The sequence below is a fragment of the Ruminococcus sp. MSJ-25 genome (assembly GCF_018917825.1).
Classification (GTDB): Bacteria; Bacillota; Clostridia; order Oscillospirales; family Ruminococcaceae; genus Hominimerdicola; species Hominimerdicola aceti.
The window spans coordinates 13,433-37,325 of record NZ_JAHLPI010000016.1; the positions used below are offsets into that span (position 1 = coordinate 13,433).

A 23,893-nucleotide genomic window follows, 5' to 3' on the forward strand; every position below is an offset into this window, starting at 1 on the left:
CGCTACACTTATTTTTCACAGCACTCAAACGGGTGCTGTGATTTTTTATGCCTGATTTTTTTCTCAAAAAAAGCTTCACCTATGAAACATCAACAAAGACCTCGCCACTGAGAGCATTCACCTTGATATATTCCTTTGCTCCCTCGCCGCCCTTTATCTCGAAACACCACATAGGCTCAAAGGTTTTTGGTGTCTTGTTGTATTCCTCCGCCAACTGTTCAGCCTTAGCAACATTGTCCTCTTCGGTCATATCCAATGCTGGCTGATTTGCAAGACAGCAGTACATAAGCTCAACATTTGAAAACTCATAATAAGACCCTTTTGCAAGCTCCGTCTCAAGAATTTTCACCGCCTCGTCAAATGGTATCATCTTAGTTTTCTCCGTCTTATCAAGTATGTTAAGTGGCGCATTTGCGTTGATAAAATCAAATTTGCCGTCCGCCCCAATAGAGCCTGTCACCTGCAAAAACGTCCAGTAACTCATATTATTCTCGTTGTCTGCCCGACTGTATGCAGAGGGCGAATACTGAAAAGGCACATTTTCATAGTCAAGACTTGCCGTAAAATCAATTCTGCCCACAGTGTCATTCACCGAAAACTCTTTGGTATTGATCGTAAAATCCTTATAAAAATCAGCAAGATAATTGTTTAATCCACTGTCGATATCAGTCACATCAATGGCTCTGCCACCCAAAGTAATGTCGCCCTCATCAAGCTCCACAACATAAGTCTGTCCGCTGCTGTTTTCTTGAAACTCATAGTCAGCGGAATAAAGTGCAATATCCATACCCCAGTATGCAGATGTGTTTATTCCAGCTTGATAAACTATTCCGCCATTGTCAGTTGAAAGTGCACTTTCGTTAAAATCGTCACCATAAAAAGTCTTGAATAACTTTTCAGCATTGGTCATATCATCATTTTTCAAAGTATTGCAGGACAAAGAATATACCTTATCAAAGTCCACTTTGCTTATCTTTTCTGGCAGCTTAAAACTGCCGTGATCGCTGCCAAGCAACTTATCACAGCCGTCATAAGCCTGTTCCACTGGCTCAAGCCTTGCACTGTCTGTACTGTGGTTATTGGATTTGTTGTCCTGAGATGAACAACCCGTCAGCATAAGCACAGCCGCTATTAAGGCTGTGGCTCTTTTTAAGCTATTATCCATACTTTATAAGCTCCGATCTATATTGTAAAATTACAAATTTATATCACCACTGCTTTGTGAATAAAATGAAAAATCACCCGTTTCACAATCTACCAAAGCATAGTATAATTTTTCCTCAGTAGGGCTATAGAGTGAAACTGTCCACATTGGAGTACTTGAATATACGCCCGTTTCAGCGTCCACCCAGTATATCTTATTCTCAAGTCCTATGTAATCCACCTCGTAACTGGAATTATCACTTAAATTGTCATCAATATATCTAAGTGCAGAATATGGTGTTATCACCTTGTCGATATTCTCTTTTTCATATTCACAAAATACATTTTCATTATTTCTAAAACAACCTATATCGGACGAAGAAGTTATAAGCACTGTGTATCCCGCTGGATTTGAATTTATTTTGCTCAATCGACCTGTGAAAACATCATTGACAGAGGATTCCCTGCCCTCAAAGCCACTGTTAGCTGCTCTCAACGGTACTCCGTTATCCTGTTGCACCATATCTATTCTGAACGCATAAGTATCGTTTATTTTCTCAACTCTGATCTCAAAAGGCGACATTTGTGGGTAGCCAATTTTTCTCAGTCCCTCTGAAAATTCAGCACTTTTTTCTATTGCCTCACTTATGGACATTTCACAGTCTTTAAGCTTATATTTCTCATCATCAAAGGTGTTGCAACAATAATATCGTTTTACTGTAATGTTTTCATTAGTTAGAAAAAAAGCCTCAGCATCTTCGTCTTTGATCCATACTATCGAGCCACCATCATAATCAGTAAAGTAGGGATAACCTCCTTCGGCGTTAAGCTGATGATATTCACCCATATCGTCACTGCTAACACTTATTTTGCTAAGATCAACAGGACTGCCGTTTAAATAGTCTATAAATCTCTGCTCTTTATTGAACAGAAAACCGTCCGACGGCTTATATAACGTTCTGCTAACTGAACTCACATCAGCTATTCTTACACTGTCACGAATAGTGAAATGAGCATACTCCAATTTGAGGGCTTTTGAATATGTATCTGTTATTTTATTTACAGGCACATATTCAGAATTAAATTCACTGAATTTTACATTATTAGTTTTGTTTGAACACGCTGAAAGTACCATGCACACCGCAACAACCAAAATACAAATCTTTTTCATCATAATTTATCCTCTAAAGTAAGAGCCGCTCGTCATTACCAGCAAGATAATCCGCAGCGGCTCAAAATACTATTCTTTAGTTAAAACTTCCTGACGCAGAAGCACTTGAAACATACTTTGAAATATTTGTGTAACCGCCAGACACTCCAAATTCAGCAACAACATCATAAGAATAACCCTTCTTATAATTAGAATTTTTCCAATTTGTTGTTCCTTTGTTCCAGATATCGAAAGAACCACAATTAATAGTATGGCTTGAAGATCTGTATCCATTTGCTAAGACACTAAACTTGCCACTTGTATTTATGGATTTGCAGGTGGATTTTAAATAGCCATTATTCTGTGCCTTTATACCATACATCCATTTCTCACAAACGTTATCTGATGACGGAGCTCCTTTAGTATAGTGCAGATCGTAGGAGTTTGCCGCACTAGCCCCAATAGCCATAGAACTCATCATCATAACAGCAGCACCCATAGCTGCGATTCTCTTTACGATCTTTTTCGTATTAAACGTCCTTTCATAATATAAGAGTGTTTTTTGGGTAATTTTGTTGCAAATAAAATTAAATTTCATCATATCACACAATTATTGCAATGGGTAATTGTGCATAATGAATATTCACATCTTCATTGAACTCAGCAGCTTTCAATTATACAAACCGAAAAAGCAGTGAAAATGGCTGATTGAAATACATAAGTTTGTATGTTTTCACAATTGCACGTACTTGTTTTTATTATTATTGCATAAAAAATGTGCACTCCTTTCCTCAAGATTTTGTCCCCTCATATAGTAAGATACAAGTTTGAGTGAATATGTACACACTTTTTCAGAAAAATATTTTATTTTGTAGAGTTTACCGAATCAGCCATCTTAATTATGTCACTTTTACACAAATCTCCGGTTATTGTATAAGAATATCTGCCATCAGTCCATACAATAGTTGATGTATCGGCATCGTAAGACAGCAGAGCGTCATTGTCATTTATCGATATCTTTTCAGTTGTCCTGTTTTGCGTATCTATTTGATTATTCGTTAATATACTGCTTTGAGTGTACTCGATAAATTCATTATTAGAAGAATAATCAATGATAAGCATAGTTTCTTCTTGAACTCGGTCCTGTTCAGCAAATCCATTCGGGATATATGTTGGTTCACAACACACAAAAGCATCTGTAAGATCATCGGCAGGAACATCCCCATGTACATTCCAGACATCAGTATTATTATCATTGCTGCTTGCAAACAAACCAACAAACCATTCTCTTAACGGCGGTACAGCAGCTACTGTTATCGATCCGATCATAAGCACTGCGGCAATTATGAATATCATCTTTTGCAAGGTCGTCTTTATCAATGAATGGGGTGTTTTATCTTGATTTTTGGTCAATCTGCGGATCCTTCTTCTGTATGCTGATGAAAAATCACATTTTTCATCGGATATCAGCTGCATTTCTTTTGCACATGGCAGCACAACTGCTTGTTCGATTGCTTTGCAGAAATTTTCATTTTCGTTCATAGTTTGCACCTCTCAGCTTTTCCAATAAAATAGTTTCAGCCTTTCTCAGATACTTATATACTGTATTTCTGGATATCCCCATTAAATCAGCGGTTTCATTTGCGTTGTGACCGTAATAATAAAAATAAGTGATAACAGCTTTATACTTGTCTTCAAGCTGACCAATAGCGTTAGTCAGATCAGAAATATCATACTCATTAAGCTTAGCTATATCCGGCACATATTCAGAATCCTCAAATGAGTCATTTTCAAAATATTTTTTCTCCGTATTGTAGATCCGATATGATGCCCTTCTAATAGTTATAATCAAATAAGCGTTCATTTTGTACACAGGCAAATTGTGAACTTTCTTAAAATTTTCTGCTATCCTGTAAAAAGCCTCCCAAACGGCTTCTTCTGCCAATTCGTGTGAATTAAGAATTTTAAAGGCTTCACGATATAATTTTCGTTCATATTTATTTACTATATTTTCAAAATCACTTTTATCTTCCTCATCATCGATCAATGCCATATATATCGGCAGCATACAATCACTCCCTTCCTATCTCCATTTCAGAATATCATCCGTTTCCAAATTAAGTATATCATGTTTTCATACACCGTGCAACAAGGTTCTCTAAAATTTTACTTCTGTCGGATGCTGACTTGTAATTGCATAACAAAAGCGGCCAAGATGAAGGGTGATAACAAAAAAATGCCTAACCAAAATTTCCGTAATAAAAAGTACCCTCAACTTTTGTTTAATCATAAACACCGCCGCAGGTCACGCATTTGTGACCTGCGGCGGTGAATTTGGTTCTGTAAGATGTGTTTTAGTTAAGAGTGTGCACCATCCATCCAAGAACCATAAGCTTGCGATTCTATTTTTTCTTTACTCATTTCTTCAAATTTTGAGATAGTATCACATAAATTCCTGTCATAATACGAACAGCAGTTATACATATCTTTACCGATCTTTTTAAAATCAGTATTTACATTAACGCCTTTATCGGAACAGTAAACGATGTATTCATGTCCGTTTGAAATTCCACGAGATATAATATTTGCTTCTGATATTTGAAAAAATGGCTGTGATATATTGGTTTTCATATTTTATCCTCCAAATACTGATTTGATGCTACGATCAACTATCGCATTCAGTTTTTTCTTTGTTTTGAAATATTATACCACGGCATAATTGAACTGTCAACCACACCAAAACGGCAAAAGCTGCTTGATTTATCCCTTGATTTAATTTGCAAAGTGTGGTATAATAGCTATAAACCTGCGTATAATACGATTATAAGATATATGTAAACCTGCGTATTATTGAAATTGAGAATATATTCTAACCTGCGTATTATCAAAGTGAGGTGTTGTTATGATACTAAAGCGTAAAATGTATAATAAACTACTGACGCTGAAAAAAGAACTGAATGGTAAAAAAGCCTTTCTTATCGAGGGTGCAAGACGTATCGGCAAGTCTACTATCTGCGAGGAGTTTGGCAAGAACGAGTACAAGAGCTATATCCTGATTGACTTTGCAAAATGTCCCGATGAGGTCAAGGGCTATTTTCAAAAGCATATGAATGACCTCGACACGTTTTTTATGCTCCTGTCCACATATTATGGTGTGAAATTGTTTGAACGTGAGTCGCTTATAATTTTTGACGAGGTGCAAATGTACCCAAAGGCAAGAGAATGTATTAAATATCTCGTTGCCGACGGCAGATATGACTATATCGAAACAGGCTCGCTGATCTCCATCAAGGAGAATGTAAAAAACATCGTCATTCCGTCGGAGGAACGTCATCTGAGTATGTATCCGCTGGATTTTGAGGAGTTTTGCGATGCTTTGGGTGAGGGGCAGATCATTGGCTATATCAGAAAATGCTTTGCAGACAGAGAACCTCTTGAAAACGAGCTGCACCATAAGGCAATGCTGCTTTTTAAGCAATATATGCTTGTGGGCGGTATGCCGCAGAGTGTTATTGCGTTTCTTGAAAGCAGGAAGGATTTTGATAAAGCTGACGTTGAAAAGCGTGATATACTCGCACTCTATCGCAGCGATATTATGAAGATCGATGCAAGGTATCGCAGCAAGGTGCTTACCATATTTGATCAGATACCGGGACTGCTTTCTCAGCACGAAAAGCGTGTGGTGTTCAGTAATGTTGTCGCACAAAGTACGGCGGATCAGTATGAAGAAACATTTTTTTGGCTGTCAGATTCTATGATATCCAATGAGTGTTTTCTATGCAACGATCCGAATGTTGGGCTGTCGATCAACGAAAACAGAAGTTATGTAAAGTGTTATCTCGGTGACACTGGGCTGCTCGTAAGCCACACATTCGATGAGAACGAACTGCTTGAAGATGAGGTCTACAAGCAGATACTCGGTGACAAGCTGAACATGAATGAGGGTATGCTTTACGAGAACGCCATTGCTCAGATGCTGACGGCAAACGGTCACAAGCTGTATTTCTATACACATTACAACACTGAAAAGCACCGAAACGATATTGAGATAGATTTTCTTATTTCCAACAACAGTAAGCTGAAATACAAAATGTATCCTATTGAAGTTAAGTCCGGCAAGCGATATTCCATAGAGTCCTTGAAACGCTTTAGGGAGAAGTATAAGGCAAGGATCGGAGAGTGCTATGTCATTCATCCACGTAATCTTTGTTTCAAAGAGGATATAGTTTGTATTCCGCCGTATATGACAATATGTCTGTAAAAAACCGCCGTTCGGGAACTAGCCTGAACGGCGGTTTTGCTTTTGTGTCACTTTATGTACAGCCTATCCGCCAATCTGAGGAGTGCAATTTTATATGTGCAACGTAATGCATATCAAGAGTTTAGAGAAATACATTTAAAATGTCATAATAACATTACGATTTTTACACGAATATTAAAATTATGATATAATTTCCGGCCATATAGTGCTACGATATAGTTGCAAATAAAACTAGAATCAGAAAGGACGGTTAAAAATATGAGAAGATTTAATGGCTATATGCACGGCATCGATATCGGAGGCTGGCTGTCACAATGCGATTACAGCAAGGAGCATCTTGATAATTTTATTACAGAGGAGGACATCAAGCGTATAAAGGGCTGGGGCTGCGACCACGTTAGAGTGCCTGTGGATTATAATATCTTTCAGGACGAAAACGGCTTTATAGAGAGCGGCTTTGACTATGTTCAGAAGTGTATCGATTGGTGCGGAAATAACGGTATCAATATGATACTTGACCTCCATAAGACATTGGGCTTTTTCTTTGACAAGGCTCAGGCTGAAAGCGGATTCTTTGATAACGCTGAGCTTCAGCAGAAATTCTATGACCTTTGGGAAGAGTTTGCAAAGCGTTTCAGCAAATATTCTGACAGAGTCTCTTTTGAACTTCTCAATGAGGTAACTGACCCGAAATTCAGTGAAAAATGGAATGCTATCGTTGAAAATGCCATAAAGCTTATCAGAAGATATAGCTCTGATATAAATATCATTGTGGGCAGCTACTGGAACAACTCTATTGATTCAATGAAAGATCTTGATAAGCCTTATGACGAGCATATAGTTTATACTTTCCATTGCTATGACCCATTTCTTTTCACTCATCAGGCTGCCTATTGGGTAGATGAGATGCCGAGAGATTTCAGGATCGATTATCCGGGAAGCGTCCCAAAATACAGAAGTGAGATAAAGCGTCTTGGTCTTGAATATATGCAGACATACGAGGAGGTCAAGACAGAGAAGTTTACGCCTGATTATTTTATGGGAAGATTTGCTGAGGCTGTAAGGGTCGCAGAGGAAAGAAATGTTCCTATGTATTGTGGCGAATACGGTGTTATAAATCTTGCATCTGCTGAAAATACTCTTAACTGGTACAAGGATATAAGCAGTGCCTTTGAGAAATGTTCTATCGGAAGAGCGGCTTGGTCATACAAGGGCGTTGACTATGGCTTTATTGACGGACATCTTGACGGCGTTCTTGATGAACTGGTAAAGTATCTTTAATAGATCATTTCTTAATATAACTCCATTTTTGGACAAGCTCGGTCACGTTTGCCGAGCTTGTTTTTTTATGCTTAGTTTCATAAATTGATGTTTGCTCATAAAATTCTATTTACGATAATTATTTGATATAAATAATTAAATATTGATATAATAGTTTTAAAACAAAGCGTATAATATAAACATAATAATTCATAGTCACTTTCTTATAATAACTTCCGAATAAACAGATCTGCTTGAATATCAAGTGGGTCTGTTTTCATATATTTATAATCTTTCATAAATTCGATATTAAACACTTTTATGATATTTATGTTACGTTTTTGATATAAACAAAACGTTTACATAGTTATAATATATACAGAAACAACAAAATAAATTGCTTTTAGCGAAAAATTTTATTGAAAAATAGGAGGAAAAGGTTATGAAAATCAAAAAATTTGTAGCAGGTCTTTCAGCAGCGGTTCTCGCAGCAACAATGATGTCAGTTTCTGTTTCGGCAGCAAAGCTTGGCGATGTTGTTCACCCGTCAGAGGAGGACTCAAAAATGAATGACTCATATTACTCTATCGGAGCAATGGGCTTTTATATGGGTCAGGACTGGACCTGGAATCAGGGCGACTGGGTAGGCATTGATGATGCCGGCAAGATAACTGTTGAATATAAGATAAGCAAAGTTATCACCGACAAGACAATGTCAGGAAAGGGAACTCTTGGAGATATGGGCGTTATGGTGGCTAATCTTCCTGATGGTGTTTATCCTGTGGACGTTAAGATATCTGACGCAAAGTTCGTTGCCGAGGACGGCACAACAACGGTTTTTGATTCGCTTAATTCTATCACTTCATTGGACGAGGACCCAGAGGGTGGAATAAGAATACATATCAGACCAACTGACGAGGTCAATGAGGAAACAGGCGAGGTAACAAAGAAAGCTTGTCCTGAGGTCGCAGGCTGGGAGAAGGAAGGCGCTTTCAACGGCGGAACACTTTCAATGACGCTTGATTTCGGTGTTGCATCTGCCGAGGGCGGAGAGTCAAAAACAGATACTTCAAAGGCAGATTCAAAGTCTGATACTTCAAGCTCAAAGGCTGATACATCAAAGAAAGACGTTTCTTCATCTAAGGCAGATACAAGCAAGACTTCTGCAGCAGCGGCTACATCTTCAAAAGCATCTGACGATACATCTAAGGCAGCAGAAACAGGTGCTGTTGTTGGCGGAACACTTGCGGTTATTGTTCTTGCAGGCACAGCAGTGATCGTTGCAAAGAGAAGAAAGTAATATTCGGAGGTATGGCTATGAATAATGCAAAAAGAGTTTTGACGTTTGCCCTTGCGGTTTGCTCGCTTTCAGCATTTGCATCTTGCGGAAGTTCAAGCGATTCATCAAGCAAGGTAGTTGACAAAAAGCTTAAGGAAGATCAGCAGCAGATAGTTCAAAGACTTGCTGATGATATGAAAGATGTGAGAGATCTCAAGAGCAACGAAATAAAGTGGTTTTCACATTGGGATATCAACCCTACTGAGGCAGAGGACAAGGAGATAGGTGCTGACCTTGCTTTGTTCAAGACAAAGTATAATGGTAAGATAAACTGGGTGCAGACCACTTGGGAAACTAAGTTTGACGATCTTGCGGCACTTGTAATGTCAAATGATTCACCTGATTTCATCGGCGCTGATGATATGGACGTTTTCCCTAAGGGCGCTATAAAGTCAATGATAGAGCCTATCGACGATTATATCGATCTTTCAAAGCCTCTTTGGACAGACATAAAGGGTGCGACAGATCAGTTTATGCTTGGCGATAAGCATTATGTGAGCGTTATCAGAACAGACCCTGCATATGTTTTTGTATATAACAAGCAGACAATGGAAGATAACGGCTATGATGATCCTGCTGAGCTTTTCAAAGAAGGCAAGTGGAACTGGGATACATTCACAGAAATGTGTCTTGATTTTACTGACGCTGAAAGCGATAAATACGCACTTGACGGCTGGTATTATGAAAAGGCTTTGCAGCAGTCTTCAGGTGTGCCGCTCATCGGTATCACAGACGGCAAGCTTGTAAATAATATTTCTGACCCTATGATAGCTAAGGCTCAGAATATGATGTATGAGCTGCAGAAGAACAATGTTGTTTATCCAAAGCACGAGAATAACTGGAAACTCAGAGGCGACGCAGAGGGAAGCGGAATGGCAACAGGTCTGACGCTTTTCTATCCTATCGGACTTTGGGCACTTGAGAATGCTCCGTCAACAACTGTAAACTATGGCGATGTATCAAAGGGAGAGGTAATGTTCGTTCCTGTTCCTTGCTCAGCTGATAGTGATAAACAGTATATCCCTTCAAGAGTACACGGCTTTAGCATTGTAAAAAACGCTCAAAATCCTGAGGGCGTGGCAGCTTTCCTTGAATGCTGCCGTTATGCAGAGCTTGACGAGGCTGCACATCAGATAACCCTCGACCAGTATAAGGACGATTACGGCTGGTCTGATGAAATGCTTGAAATGAGAGATACTATATATGATCTTTCCGCACAGAACCCTGTGTTCGACTTTGAACAGGGCGTATCTGCCGACCTTAACTCTATCTGTGATACTGCAATAAGAGGAACAATGAATCCGCAGGAGTCAAAGAGCTGGTCACAGGTCGTTCAGGAAAATGAAAAGGCTATAAATTATCTTATCGACGAGGCTATGGCTTCAATGAATGAGGCTAAATAATATCTAATTATCAGAAAAAAGGGCGGCAGGGTGATTTGCCGTCCTTTTTCTATAAATATGAAGCTTTACTTGTGTCTGTAAATGTGATATAATAATCTAAAAAGCAGGGGGTGAAAGCTATGGAAATAAACAGAGAATTGTCTAAGCGGCAGTTTATGCAAAAGGAAAATGACTATCATCATTCACCATATGAAACGGAACTGGAATTTTACTCTGCTGTGCGGGCGGGCGATCTTGAAACGGTCAAACGTTTGTATACGCCGCTGGATACAAACGGAAAGGGCAGGCTCAGCAAGGACGACCTTAGAAACGTCAAGTATCATCTTGTCATAACCATAGCTATGCTGTGCAGGTTTTGCATCGAGGGTGGACTTGACCCGGAAACTGCGTATACCATAAGCGATATATACATTAATAAATGTGATGAGTGCCGCAATGAAGAAAGCGTTATGGCTGTACACAAAGAAGTCATCGTTTATTATACAAAGCAAATGAAAAAAGCTGCGTCACAGAACGTTTACTCGAAGCATATCCTTATGTGCTTTGACTGCATTTTCGATAATATTTACAAGGGCGTGACCGTCAATCAGATAGCTGATGAACTGAACATAACGCCTCAGTATCTTTCAAAGCTTTTCAGAGAGGAAGTTGGCGTAAAGATCTCTGATTTCATTATGTCTAAAAGGATACAAGCGGCTGAAAATATGCTGAGATATTCTGAATATAGTCCGCTTGATATAGCCAATTATCTTGCTTTCAGCTCGCACAGCCATTTTATTGCCTGCTTTAAGAAACAGACAGGACTTACGCCGAAACAGTATAGAGATCAGTTTTTCCGTGCAAACTGGAACAAGCATAGCACAAGCAGATCGAAAATATAAGTTGATGTTAATAATCTGATATTTGCATTACTTTTCTGATATAAATATCACATTTGTTGATTTATAATACTTATAGAAGATAAAATTCTGATATTTATTCGGAGGTAATGAAAAATGAAAAAAGTTTTGGCTATGTCGATTCTCACAATGATAGTTATGTCTATGGGTGGCTGCGGTGCTTCATCTGACAGCAGTTCTTCGCAAGATGTCAGCAGCAAGGCGGAAACGGAAAGCAATTCTCCATACACGGTTGAGGCAGATTTCAGCAAGGGTGCGTCAAATGATTTTTCCATTTCAGCAGGCTGGTCAAATGGTGATCCGTTCAACTGTTCGTGGAGCGAAGATAACGTAACTTTCAATGACGGAAAAATGCAGCTTACCATTGACAGTATGGGCGATTCCGAAGCGTACAGAGGCGGCGAGTATCGTTCAAAGGAAAACTATGGCTATGGACTTTATGAGGTTTCAATGAAAGCCATAAAGAATGACGGCGTTGTATCATCGTTCTTTACATACACAGGTCCGTCGGAGGATAATCCTTGGGACGAAATAGATGTTGAAGTCCTTGGCAAGGACACAACAAAGGTGCAGTTCAATTACTACACCAATGGTGTTGGCAAGCACGAATACATGTATGATCTTGGTTTTGACGCTTCTGAGGATTTTCACACTTACGCATTTGAGTGGAAAGAGGACGGCATAACTTGGTATGTTGACGGAAAGGAAGCATACAAGGCTACTGAAAATCTGCCTGTTACGCCCGGAAAAATAATGATGAATGCGTGGAACGGCATTGGCGTTGACAGCTGGCTGAAAGCCTTTGACGGCACAGTTCCGCTGACAGCGGAATATGAGTGGGCAAGGTTTACGGCAGAAAAGTAAAGTGATCCGCATATTACGTTTGCTTTTATGTTTTGATTTTTTTAGTTAATGATATTGATATTTGAACGACCCCATTTGCTAGGTCAAAAAGTCTAGCGAATGGGGTCGGTTTATTTTACAAAGATAAACTCATATATTAACTCTTCTCATGAGCTTGACTATTTATGATATCATGAGTATATTTCTGTATATGGGTGTTTTTTTGCTATAATTTTCATTTATATTCTCACATCTCAACTTCTCGGTTATACGCCTCAGCACCTTCGACATACAGCGTTCTCATTTCTTCAAACGAGTCGCTTGGGGATATGATAACGCCGTCTTTGCCGAACTTATTGAAATAGTATTTGACTTGGATAGGCGGGGAGATGAACTCGTTGACAGCGTTGGGCTTGGGCTTTTCATTGCCTTTCAGTATGGGACGCTGATAGAGTATTTTGCCGAACATTTCAACGCCTTTTTCGGTGAGGTACACTTTGGAGATATCGCTCTCATCACTGCCAAAACGTGGGTCGCTGAGCAGGTGCTTCACGGATTTGACGTGACCCTCTTTCAGCCGTTCGTATTCGGTGACGGAGGAGTATTCCTTTTGGCTGAGCTTTTCTGCAATGCTTAGTCCGCTCAATCTGCTTATGCGACAGCTGTCAGCTTTGAACTCTTTGCCTGCGCTTTTTTCGTCGGACAGGCAGACAAGATAATTATACATCTTATATTCGTCGCTGACGATACGGTAGGGGATAAGCCTTATGCGGCGCTTTTCACGGCTGTACATATTAGAATATGCGTAAATGAAGCTGTAATATCTGCTGCCGTTTTGTTTGATGACTTCATTTATTTTTATGATATTGTCGGCGAAAAGAAGCCTTTCTCGTTCGCAATCTGACAGCAGGGCATAGTCCTCATACACGGCTTTCAGAAATCTTCTTAGGGTCGAGTTGTACACCTTGTTTTCATAATAAAGGTCATCACTGCTCAGTGTATCGTAAAGGTCACGGCATATGCTGAGCCTTACTCGCACTGCATTTTCGGTCTTGGTCTTTTCGTATTTTGCAGAGAGCTTTGAGATAAGATAGCTTTTTATTATCTCCTTGCTTTTATCATCAAGGCCGTCATCGATCTCCTCGATCTGCCATTTTACGAATGCGTTCAGAAGTGGGATACCATTATATTTTTCACTTTTGTATTTTAATGATGCGATATATGCTGAATCAAATATACTTGTGAGAAATGAGGACATTGATACGCTGCCGTTAGGGGAAAGGCTTGTTTCAAATATGGACTTGTCCTTGATAATGACGGAATATGCAGAGGGTGAGAGGGGTATGGATTGCACCTCTGCGATATATGGTACGCCGCCCTCACGCTTGGGCAGAAATGTGCTTGGGGTCATGCTCATTTTTATCACCTCTTGTATCCATTATATCACAAATGTACTTTTTGTCAATATCATAGAAAATTATTTTGCTAAAATTGTGATATAAATGCCGTAAAAACGTGATAAATGTGCCAAAACATAGACAAAAAAGTTTTTGAAAATTACACTTTTGTTGACGATGATAAGGTGGTATAATGTATACAGAACAAAGGACAGGAGGTGATAAAAATGGGAAAGACGATCCTTACGGCTATCATTGTAGCTGTACTTGACTGTGCTATCGCAGCTGTCAAGGAGATTGGGGAATGAGATGAAATAACAACAGACGGGAGGTGATGAAAATGAGAAAAAAGATACTTACAACTATCCTTTTATCGGCACTTAACTGTGCGATAGCAGTTGTTAAGGAAATTGAGAGCTGTGACGAGATCACAATAGACTAGGGGGTGATAAAAATGGGAAAGACGATCCTTACGGCTATCATTGTAGCTGTACTTGACTGTGCTATCGCAGCTGTCAAGGAGATTGGGGAATGAGATGAAATAACAACAGACGGGAGGTGATGAAAATGCTTTATGTAAAACAGCCACTTTCTATTGACATTTGTGTCTGGAAATGGTATAATATACACATTAAAGCAAAGCGTCGATAAAATAAGTTTGGTGTTTTATTACAGAATATCATTGATTATTTTGTCAACTTTGACCTACTACACTAGTGCGAATTTGCACTAGTCTAAAACCCCTGTATGTAACTCGAATCATTCTTTACCTACTACACTGGTGCGAATTTGCACTAGTCTAAAACTCATCATGCCTTTTTTGAATCTTGTCCATTCTACTACACTGGTGCAAATTTGCACTAGTCTAAAACACACCCATGACAACTATTTCGGCTAGCTTGTCTACTACACTAGTGCGAATTTGCACTAGTCTAAAACTGCCCTCGACCGACACGGGACGTGCGTTCGCTACTACACTGGTGCAAATTTGCACTAACTGGCAAAATTTAACATCAAAACCAACAAATAAAAAATCCCTTAACGCTCAATGCGCTAAGGGATAACTAATATAAGGAGTAATATTTATGGCAAAAAAGAATAAAATGAAGCCTAGAGAGCTGCGTGAGGCTCAGAAAAAAGCCAGACAGCTCAAAGCGGCTGAGATAAATAATAACGCTGCTCCTGCGATCGCTGCCATGCCTGCTGTAGAGGTCATTGCACCTGCGGCAGAGAAGAAAAAATCCTCCGTCAAGGCGGCAGGAATGAAGTCTATTCTTGTCAGCGAAAATAAAATGTACATAACCTCTTTCGGCAAGGGCAATTCTGCTGTGCTTGAATATGAGGTGGATAAGATGGATAATAATAACTACAACAAAACTCAGCTTTCCTCTGAGAGCAGCAGCAATATCAAGCTTTGTGGTGTAACCAAAGTAAACATCACTTTTTCAAGCAAGCATGGCTTTGAGAGCGGAGTGGAGATAAATACTTCAAACCCTACTCACAGAAGCGGTGAAAGCTCGCCTGTAAGATGGGATATGCTGGGGCTTAAATCGGAGCTTGAAAAGCGCTTTTTCGGCAAAACTTTTGATGATAATATACATATCCAGCTTATTTACAACATTCTGGATATTGAAAAGATACTTGCGGTGTATGTAACGAATATCGTTTATGCGCTGAACAATATGCTCGGTGTAAAGGGTTCAGAAAGTCATGACGATTTTATTGGGTATCTTTCCACAAATAATATTTATGATGTTTTTATTGACCCTGATAACAGCAGTTTATCTGATGATAAGAAAGCGAATGTCAGAAAAAGCCTTAGCAAGTTCAATGCCCTGCTGAAAACTAAGCGCCTTGGCTATTTCGGCCTTGAAGAGCCAAAGACAAAGGATACAAGAGCTTCGGAAGCATACAAAAAGCGTGTTTATCATATGCTTGCAATTGTGGGACAGATAAGACAGTGTGTTTTTCATGATAAATCGGGTGCAAAAAGATTTGACCTTTACAGTTTTATTAACAATATTGATCCCGAATACAGAGAAACCCTTGACTATCTTGTAGATGAGAGATTTGATTCTATAAATAAGGGCTTTATCCAGGGCAACAAGGTCAATATCAGCTTGCTTATTGATATGATGAAAGGCTATGAGGCTGATGATATCATACGCCTTTATTACGATTTCATTGTGCTTAAATCTCAGAAAAATCTCGGTTTTTCTATCAAAAAGCTTCGTGAGAAAATGCTGGACGAATACGGCTTCAGATTTAAGGACAAGCAATATGACTCTGTGCGCTCAAAGATGTACAAGCTTATGGATTTTCTGCTTTTCTGCAACTACTACAGAAATGACGTTGTCGCAGGCGAAGCTCTTGTGCGCAAACTGCGTTTTTCAATGACCGATGATGAAAAAGAGGGGATATATGCTGATGAAGCGGCAAAGCTTTGGGGCAAATTCAGGAATGATTTTGAAAATATCGCCGACCACATGAACGGTGACGTTATCAAGGAGCTTGGCAAGGCTGACATGGATTTTGATGAGAAAATTCTTGACAGTGAAAAGAAGAATGCGTCTGACCTTTTGTATTTCTCCAAAATGATATATATGCTCACATATTTTCTTGACGGCAAGGAGATAAACGATCTTCTTACAACGCTTATCAGCAAGTTTGATAACATCAAGGAGTTTTTGAAGATAATGAAAAGCTCTGCTGTTGATGTTGAGTGTGAGCTTACGGCGGGCTACAAGCTGTTCAATGACAGCCAGAGGATAACCAACGAGCTTTTTATCGTAAAGAACATTGCTTCCATGAGAAAGCCTGCGGCTTCAGCGAAGCTTACGATGTTCCGTGACGCACTGACTATACTCGGTATAGACGACAAGATCACGGACGATAGGATAAGCGAGATCTTAAAACTTAAAGAAAAAGGTAAGGGCATACATGGTCTGAGAAATTTCATAACAAACAATGTTATCGAGTCCTCTCGGTTTGTATACCTTATCAAGTATGCGAACGCTCAGAAGATAAGAGAAGTGGCTAAGAATGAGAAAGTTGTCATGTTTGTTCTTGGGGGTATCCCTGACACGCAGATAGAGCGTTATTACAAGAGTTGTGTGGAATTTCCTGACATGAACAGTTCTTTGGAAGCAAAGCGCAGTGAGCTTGCGAGAATGATAAAGAACATCAGATTTGATGATTTCAAAAATGTGAAACAGCAGGCAAAGGGCAGAGAAAACGTGGCTAAGGAGAGGGCAAAGGCTGTTATCGGGCTTTATCTTACGGTCATGTATCTGCTGGTGAAAAATCTTGTAAATGTCAATGCAAGGTATGTTATTGCGATACACTGCCTTGAACGTGATTTTGGGCTGTATAAGGAGATAATTCCTGAGTTGGCTTCAAAGAACTTGAAAAATGACTACAGGATACTTTCACAGACGCTTTGTGAACTTTGTGATGATCGTGATAAGTCGCCGAATTTGTTCTTGAAAAAGAACAAGCGGCTGCGCAAGTGCGTTGAAGTTGATATCAATAATGCAGACAGCAGCATGACAAGAAAATACCGCAACTGTATTGCTCATCTTACTGTAGTTCGTGAACTGAAAGAATACATAGGAGATATTCGTACAGTGGATTCTTACTTCTCCATTTATCATTATGTTATGCAGCGCTGTATCACAAAAAGGGAAGATGACACAAAGCAAGAAGAGAAAATAAAGTATGAGGACGATCTTTTCAAAAATCACGGCTATACGAAAGACTTTGTAAAGGCTCTCAACTCGCCGTTCGGATACAACATTCCGAGGTTTAAAAATCTTTCTATCAAGCAGTTGTTTGACAGAAATGAATATCTTACTGAAAAATAGCGTGGTGTAGATACCGCCGCTCTCTTTGGGGACAGGAGGCGGCGGTGATATTCATTCTTGTAAAAGACGTGGTGGATATTCTGTTTGATTTGTTTTTTGGGAAAGAAGAAGTAGAACAAGTGAAAATCAGAGCGCTGTATGCAATGTGGTGCGGATATCTACAAACGCTTAGCAGCATAAAGCTGTTGAAGCTCCTTAAAAAGCTGAATATTTTTCGATTTTCTACCTCATCAGCGTCATTAGGGGAATAGTCCCAATCGTCTGTAGAAGCGATAACAATAGTATCGTTCTTAAAGTCAACTATAGCGCCAACACCATATGTAGTGATAAGCTGAGTTTTTCTTATATCTCCAACGGAGATCTTTTTGTCTGAATATGTTGATATGCCATTCTTCTGCATAATCTCTTATTCTAGGCTCGATACTTTCGACACGTTCAAGCATGGTTCGTTTTATCTGCTCTATATCTTTATCATCAGCAGTTTTTCGATGATGGCAGCAAAAATCCAGCACTAACGCAGAAGATCGTGGACAGCGTATCGAGGCTTTCTGAGAAGGATCAGAAGCTTGTGCTGGAGATTTCGGAGAGGTTGGGGAAAGATTGAATCGGTAAAGTGCCTTAATGCTAGTCATAAGGCACTTTTGCTATGTGGAGCATACAAAAAAAAGAGTTACGCTTTTCGGTTCCTCAAAGCATAGCCCTACTTTTTTAGGTAATACAAAAACTCCCCCTGCGGCGTTAAGTTCTGATAATAAAAAAGCCATGACGGACAATGCCCGTCACGGCGAGTGACTGGTCGAGGCGACAGAACGTTGACCAGTGGGTTCAAGCCTGCGTTTCGACCAAAATAAAAAGGGTTACGCTTTTCGGTTCCTCAAAGCATAACCCTACTTGTTTAGGTAATACAAAAACTCTCCCTGCGGCGTTAAGTTCTGATAATAAAAAAAGCCATGACGGACAATGCCCGTCACGGCGAGTGACTGGTCGAGGTGACGGGACTTGAACCCACGGCCTCTGCGTCCCGAACGCAGCGCTCTACCAAACTGAGCCACACCTCGAAATACCACTGTAATATTATATCACACCCATCAAACCTTGTCAAGGCGTTTTTTTCAGTTTTGTATCCTCTTTGCTTTTTTTACTGCGTTGACCTTTGGTGTATGACGAATTTATTGAAATCATTCTCATTGTAACTTATTTTCATTGACATACGCCTTGCGTTGTGATATTATATATATAAAGGTGTTCTCGTTTAAAAGTTTTTGTATGAGGTGATGAAATCGATGAATATGAAGAAAAAAATGTTGAGCATTGTCCTGTCTGGCGCAATGGCTGTTTCTACTGCTGTGTCTGCTGGATCGTTCAGTGCCTTTGCCGTGGCGCAATGTGTTGCGTATTCAGGCTCTAATGTTAATGATCAGGACTATGTGCAATGGTCTGACACAGTGAAATCTTACCTGACAGTGTGTGACAACGGCAATTATATGCGTGTCCAGTCAGGCGCTATCGAGGGCAAACTCCTTGTGGAATATTACAGCTCTGATTTTGAACCGCTCAGCACTAAGCTTATCGACAATGAGCTGCCGATCTTTGGTGCTTTCTATGACTCAGGCGATAACTATTACGTCCTGAGCGGTCAGGAAAATCCGAAACAAAACGACTCCCTCGAGGTTTTCCGTATAACGAAGTATGATAAGAATTGGAACAAAATAAAGTCCTGCGGTCTGTATGGAGCTAACACTACAGTCCCATTCGATGCAGGCTCGGCAAGAATGACCCATAGCGGTGACCACCTGCTTGTGAGAACCTGCCACGAAATGTATAAATCAAGCGACGGCAATAATCATCAGTCTAATGTTACCATTGAAGTGGATATGCCTTCAATGACTATCACGGATTCGTATACCGGCGTCATGAATGTGGAGTATGGCTATGTGAGCCACTCCTTCAATCAGTTTATAAAAACCGACGGCACCCATATAGTCGCCCTCGACCATGGTGACGCTCATCCACGTTCTGCTGTTCTGGTGAAGTATAATTCTGATTTTACCACAGGCAAATTCTTCCCAAGCTATTATGAAAAGGGCGGCAATATCGACGTTGTAACATACCCTGAATATACCTCCGGTCACTATAACTATACAGGTGCGGCTATAGGCGGCTTTGATGTGTCATCGTCAAGCTATATAGTGGCACAGAGTACAGTTGACCTTGATTATATCAATACGTCAGAAACACGAAACGTCTACGTTTCCGCTGTTTCAAAGGATCTTTCCACAAACAAGCTCAATAAGATAACTTCTTATGCAGAGGGTACAGACTCGGCTTCTGCTCCACAGCTTGTGAAGATAAATGATAACAGCTTTTTGCTGTTGTGGGCCAGAGATACAAAGGTAAGCTGTGTAAAGCTAAACGCTGACGGCACAGTAAACGGCAGTATACACACCTTTGAGGGAAGCCTTTCAGATTGCCAGCCTGTTATCAAAAACGGCAGAGCAGTTTGGTATATTTACGATAAAAATAACGTGACCTTTAACTCCCTGAACCTTTCAAATCTTGACGATATAAAGACGGTTGATGTCAAAACAGGCCATGACTATGAAACAAAGTACGCATCAAAAACTGACGGCACTGTAACACAGACCTGTAAGTCTTGCGGCTATGTGAATAAGTTCACAGTTCCGACCTCTACCACTGTTTATTGGCGCACAGACCTTTCGAATACGACCTTTTCAAGCGTATTGAGCAAAACTCAGTTCAGTGTGGGCGACAGCATTGATTTCTGGCTTTATGACGATACAGACTACACAGTTGAATTTTCTGATCGCAGTATGGTAAGTGTAAATAAGCTTGAAAACTATGCTAATGATATAAGACGTATCACATTCAAAAACGGCGGTTCACTCACTGTAAAAATTTATCCTACATACAATCCGTCTGTAGCAAAGACATACAAACTCACCTGCGGATGCACGAGCCACACATATGGCAGTGCTGTTATCACAAAACAGCCTACCTGCACAGCAGAGGGTACAAAAACAAAGACTTGTACGCAGTGCGGAGCAACAGTGACAGAAACAATTGCAAAGCTTTCCCACAGCTACACAACCACAGTTGTTGCACCTACTTGCACTACTAACGGCTATACTCTCCACAAGTGTTCTGTTTGCGGTACTTCATACAAGGATAGCACAACAAAAGCAACAGGTCACAGCTACGGAAATTCTGTTGTAACAAAACAACCGACTTGCACATCAGAGGGTACAAAAACAAAGACTTGCACAAAGTGCAATGCGACAGTTACAGAAACTATACCAAAGACTTCACACAAATATGCTGACACAGTTGTTGCACCTACTTGCACTACTGACGGCTACACTCTCCACAAGTGTTCTGTTTGCGGTACTTCATACAAGGACAACACAACAAAAGCAACAGGTCACAGCTACGGAAATTCTGTTGTCACAAAACAGCCGACCTGCACATCAGAGGGTACTGCTATAAAGACTTGCACAAAGTGCAATGCGACAGTTACAGAAAAGCTTCCTGCAAAGGGTCACACCGCAGTTACCGACAAGGGCTGCCCTGCTACTTGCACCACCGCAGGCAAAACAGACGGCTCACATTGCTCAGTTTGCAATACTGTTATCAAGGTTCAGACAGTGATAAATGCCACAGGTCACAAGTCAAGCGGTTGGATAGTCGACAAAGCGGCTTCTATCGGAGTTAAAGGCTCAAAGCACAAGGAATGTACAGTCTGCAAGAAAGTTCTTGAAACGGCTGAGATCCCTGCACTTTCAAGAATTAGCATTTCAAAGGCAAGCGTGACACTTTCCACTTCGACCTACGCATATGACGGCAAGGCAAAGAAGCCTGGTGTAACGGTCAAGCTAAACGGCAAAACTTTGAAGAATGGTACAGATTACACAGTTTCCTATTCAAACAACATCAAGGTCGGAACAGCAAAGGTCACTATCACGGGCAAGGGCAATTACACTGGCTCAGTTTCTAAGACCTACAGTATCAAAAATAACTTCAAGAAAGCCACAGTTTCGGGCATTTCCACAAAGGCTTTCACTGGCAAGAACATCACTCAGAGCATTACTGTTAAATACAATGGCAAAACGTTGAAAAAAGGCACTGACTACACAGTTTCGTACTCAAACAACAAGAAAGTAGGCACTGCCACTGTAAAAATTGCAGGAAAAGGCTCTTACACAGGCACTGTCACAAAGACATTCAAGATAAATCCTGCCAAGCAGGAGATACAGAAGCTCACGGCTAAGAGCAAGGCATTCTTTGTGGACTGGGCGCAGAAAGGCTCGGCTACCGGATATGAAATTCAGTATGCTACTAACTCAAAGTTCACAAGTGCAAAGAAAGTTACCATAACAAACAACAAGACCGACAAGACCACTGTTTCAAAGCTTTCAGGCAAAAAGAAATATTACGTTCGTGTTCGTTCGTACACAACTGTAAAGGGTACGAAATACTACGGCGCTTGGTCGGCTTCAAAGAGTGTGACTACTAAGAAGTAATTTTATATGAGAACAGCGTATCGCAGGGGATTGCGGTACGCTGTTTTATTTTTACTTTGATATTGCAGTTCGAGGCCTCAAAAATTATTCTTTTCCTAGTCTTTCAGAAACTTCAAGCACCAATCGTTGGTCTTTTTCTGAAAGTTTCGACCCTGCACCCAATTTCTGTCTTACTTTGGGTAGGACGGATTTTTTTGTTCCCGGTGAGATAGAATTGCGTTATGATAAATTTTGAAATCACTCGCCGTGACGGGCATTTCCCGTCATGGCTTTTTATTGCCCAACTTCAGTGCCGCTCAGGCAAGTTTGAACGTAAGCCTTACAATTCAGAGCTTGCTCCTGCACCTAATTCCGCCTTACTGTGTATTTAATACAGCAAAAAGAGGCAGAGAAACCCATTGATCGGGTTTCTCTGTTTTTTTCGCAAAAAAACCACCCACAGCCAAATCAGTCGTGGGTGGCAATATCATTTTAAATTAACACTATTCTTTATTTTCCCAGCGCAATCTTGCCCATTGCGTCTGCCTGCATGATAGCGTCATAAAGCTCGATAGGCTGTACGTCGCCTGCAAGATTGTGGATAGTTTCGCCTGGGATGCAAGCGTTCTTTGCGATAGTTTCTACCTGCTCAGGTGTAGTTACACCGATCTCCTCGAGTGTGACAGGAAGTCCCACTTCAAGGCAGAAGTTCTGTACCTCTTCAAACTCTTCCTTTGGCGCACCCTCAAGTACAAGCTGAACCAGTGTACCAAGGGCTACACAACAGCCGTGGTCTGCGTGCTTGATTCCCAATGATGTTACGCCATTGTAGAACGAGTGTGCAGCCGCACAGTTTACGTTGTCTGCTCCAACGCCTGAAAGATATACGTTAGCCTCGCAGATAGCTTCAAGGGCAGGTGTAACTGCGTGTACCTTGCAAGCCTCAACTGCCTGCTTGCCGTATGTTTTCAGCGTGTCATAGCAAAGTCTTGCAAGTGCCTGTCCTGCTCTTGTGATGCCTGTGCCTTCAAGGCTTGCAGACTCTGTTCTTATGGAAGCTCTGCCCTCAAAATATGTACCAAGTGCATCGCCCATGCCTGCAATAAGGAACTTTACAGGTGCGTTTGCGATAACTGTTGTGTCTACCATTACTGCGTCTGGATTGGTAGGATAGAAAAGATATTTGTCAAAGCTGTGGTCGTCATTGTATATTACTGACAGACCTGTGCAAGGCGCATCTGTTGCCGCAACTGTAGGCACGATAACAATGTGCTTGCCTGTATAGTATGCTGTAGCTTTTGCAGTATCAACTGCGCTTCCGCCGCCAACTGCAACTACTGTGTCGATGTTGTCAGCCTTTACTATCTCTTCCATTTTGGCTATCTCGCCCTTGCTTGATATACCACCAAATACTTCATAGCGTCTGTAATCGTCAAGCTCGCCAAAGCTTTTCTCTATCTTGTCATGACAGGCTTTGTAGCCGCTGTTTGAACATACAAACAGCCACCTTTTGCCCATATAGCCCATTTCTTCATGAAACTTAAGTGTAGCATCTCTGCCCTGAACATATTTGAGCGGCTCACGCATTGCTCTGAGTCTTCCCATCATAATGAATTACCTCCGATTTGTTTGATTTATTAACTTTATACGGAATTCTCTCCGTATTTTCAATTAGATTATAGCATTTTGCACAAAAGATGCAAGAAACATTTTATAAATGATATGTGAATTATTTGTGGTGGCAACATTTGAAAATGTAAAGCTTGGAGGACGATAAAACAGAAAAAGCGGAGGCTCTTTGCGAGCTTTCCGCCTTTT

18 protein-coding genes, 1 tRNA gene and 1 CRISPR repeat array are annotated in these 23,893 nt (G+C 40.5%); of the genes, 9 read left to right on the forward strand and 10 right to left on the reverse strand.

Features of this window, described 5'->3' with window-relative positions; genetic code table 11:
• Nucleotides 1–79: 79 nt before the first annotated feature.
• From KQH97_RS06030 to KQH97_RS06055, 6 genes are all read right to left on the reverse strand, one after another.
• Nucleotides 80–1,165 (reverse strand): hypothetical protein, encoded by a 1,086-nt coding sequence (locus KQH97_RS06030; RefSeq protein ID WP_216553452.1) that lies wholly within the window; start codon nt 1,163–1,165, stop codon nt 80–82.
• Nucleotides 1,166–1,195: 30 nt separating this feature from the next.
• Nucleotides 1,196–2,317 carry a hypothetical protein gene (locus tag KQH97_RS06035; protein WP_216553454.1) on the reverse strand — a complete coding sequence of 374 codons (1,122 nt, stop codon included), beginning with the start codon at nt 2,315–2,317 and terminating at the stop codon, nt 1,196–1,198.
• Between the two features lie 73 nt (nt 2,318–2,390).
• Nucleotides 2,391–2,792 (reverse strand): hypothetical protein, encoded by a 402-nt coding sequence (locus tag KQH97_RS06040; protein WP_216553456.1) that lies wholly within the window; start codon nt 2,790–2,792, stop codon nt 2,391–2,393.
• 365 nt (nt 2,793–3,157) lie between these two features.
• Entirely contained in the window at nt 3,158–3,835 is a 678-nt protein-coding gene (locus KQH97_RS06045; protein WP_216553458.1) for a DUF4367 domain-containing protein, read from the reverse strand.
• A complete protein-coding gene (locus KQH97_RS06050) occupies nt 3,822–4,361 on the reverse strand; it encodes an RNA polymerase sigma factor (protein ID WP_216553421.1) in 540 nt (179 codons plus the stop codon). The genes KQH97_RS06045 and KQH97_RS06050 overlap by 14 nt, the downstream gene beginning before the upstream one ends.
• A gap of 290 nt (nt 4,362–4,651) precedes the next feature.
• Nucleotides 4,652–4,924, reverse strand: a complete 273-nt coding sequence (locus KQH97_RS06055; RefSeq protein WP_216553424.1) for a hypothetical protein — start codon at nt 4,922–4,924, stop codon at nt 4,652–4,654.
• A 271-nt stretch (nt 4,925–5,195) separates the two neighbouring features.
• Here KQH97_RS06055 and KQH97_RS06060 point away from each other — a divergent pair, with 271 nt between their 5' ends.
• The 6 genes from KQH97_RS06060 to KQH97_RS06085 all read left to right on the forward strand — a co-directional run bounded on the left by KQH97_RS06060 (nt 5,196) and on the right by KQH97_RS06085 (nt 12,319).
• Nucleotides 5,196–6,554, forward strand: coding sequence for an ATP-binding protein (locus KQH97_RS06060; RefSeq protein WP_216553427.1), 1,359 nt, complete (start codon nt 5,196–5,198; stop codon nt 6,552–6,554).
• A 258-nt stretch (nt 6,555–6,812) separates the two neighbouring features.
• Complete coding sequence (locus KQH97_RS06065) at nt 6,813–7,835, forward strand: glycoside hydrolase family 5 protein (RefSeq protein ID WP_216553460.1); 1,023 nt, start codon at nt 6,813–6,815, stop codon at nt 7,833–7,835.
• Nucleotides 7,836–8,256: 421 nt separating this feature from the next.
• Entirely contained in the window at nt 8,257–9,114 is an 858-nt protein-coding gene (locus KQH97_RS06070) for a hypothetical protein (protein ID WP_216553462.1), read from the forward strand.
• 17 nt (nt 9,115–9,131) lie between these two features.
• Nucleotides 9,132–10,556, forward strand: a complete 1,425-nt coding sequence (locus KQH97_RS06075; protein WP_253286390.1) for an ABC transporter substrate-binding protein — start codon at nt 9,132–9,134, stop codon at nt 10,554–10,556.
• Between the two features lie 119 nt (nt 10,557–10,675).
• Complete coding sequence (locus tag KQH97_RS06080) at nt 10,676–11,437, forward strand: helix-turn-helix domain-containing protein (protein WP_117878607.1); 762 nt, start codon at nt 10,676–10,678, stop codon at nt 11,435–11,437.
• A 114-nt stretch (nt 11,438–11,551) separates the two neighbouring features.
• The gene (locus tag KQH97_RS06085) at nt 11,552–12,319 is read left to right on the forward strand and encodes a glycoside hydrolase family 16 protein (RefSeq protein WP_022288047.1); all 768 of its coding nucleotides are present in this window, start codon (nt 11,552–11,554) and stop codon (nt 12,317–12,319) included.
• Between the two features lie 226 nt (nt 12,320–12,545).
• Here the strand turns inward: KQH97_RS06085 and KQH97_RS06090 are convergent, their stop codons facing one another.
• Complete coding sequence (locus KQH97_RS06090) at nt 12,546–13,715, reverse strand: hypothetical protein (protein ID WP_216553466.1); 1,170 nt, start codon at nt 13,713–13,715, stop codon at nt 12,546–12,548.
• A gap of 696 nt (nt 13,716–14,411) precedes the next feature.
• Nucleotides 14,412–14,700: a CRISPR direct-repeat array (repeat unit 25 nt; unit sequence GTGCGAATTTGCACTAGTCTAAAAC).
• 80 nt (nt 14,701–14,780) lie between these two features.
• Between KQH97_RS06090 and cas13d the strand changes: the two genes are divergently transcribed.
• A complete protein-coding gene (gene cas13d, locus KQH97_RS06095; RefSeq protein WP_216553468.1) occupies nt 14,781–17,558 on the forward strand; it encodes a type VI-D CRISPR-associated RNA-guided ribonuclease Cas13d in 2,778 nt (925 codons plus the stop codon).
• Here cas13d and KQH97_RS06100 read toward each other — a convergent pair.
• Together KQH97_RS06100 and KQH97_RS06105 are read right to left on the reverse strand one after the other, a co-directional pair.
• Entirely contained in the window at nt 17,545–17,958 is a 414-nt protein-coding gene (locus tag KQH97_RS06100) for a hypothetical protein (RefSeq protein ID WP_216553470.1), read from the reverse strand. The genes cas13d and KQH97_RS06100 overlap by 14 nt on opposite strands.
• A 581-nt stretch (nt 17,959–18,539) precedes the next feature.
• Nucleotides 18,540–18,616 (reverse strand) — tRNA-Pro (locus KQH97_RS06105).
• 225 nt (nt 18,617–18,841) lie between these two features.
• On the opposite strand from KQH97_RS06105, the gene KQH97_RS06110 reads away from it, so the two are divergent.
• Together KQH97_RS06110 and KQH97_RS06115 are read left to right on the forward strand one after the other, a co-directional pair.
• Nucleotides 18,842–22,096: a fibronectin type III domain-containing protein gene (locus KQH97_RS06110; protein WP_216553472.1), complete on the forward strand. Its 3,255-nt coding sequence runs from the start codon at nt 18,842–18,844 to the stop codon at nt 22,094–22,096.
• 221 nt (nt 22,097–22,317) lie between these two features.
• Nucleotides 22,318–22,467 (forward strand): hypothetical protein, encoded by a 150-nt coding sequence (locus KQH97_RS06115; RefSeq protein WP_216553474.1) that lies wholly within the window; start codon nt 22,318–22,320, stop codon nt 22,465–22,467.
• Between the two features lie 118 nt (nt 22,468–22,585).
• On the opposite strand, the gene KQH97_RS06120 is transcribed toward KQH97_RS06115, so the two are convergent.
• Nucleotides 22,586–23,683, reverse strand: coding sequence for a glycerol dehydrogenase (locus KQH97_RS06120; protein ID WP_022286582.1), 1,098 nt, complete (start codon nt 23,681–23,683; stop codon nt 22,586–22,588).
• Nucleotides 23,684–23,893: the final 210 nt, after the last annotated feature.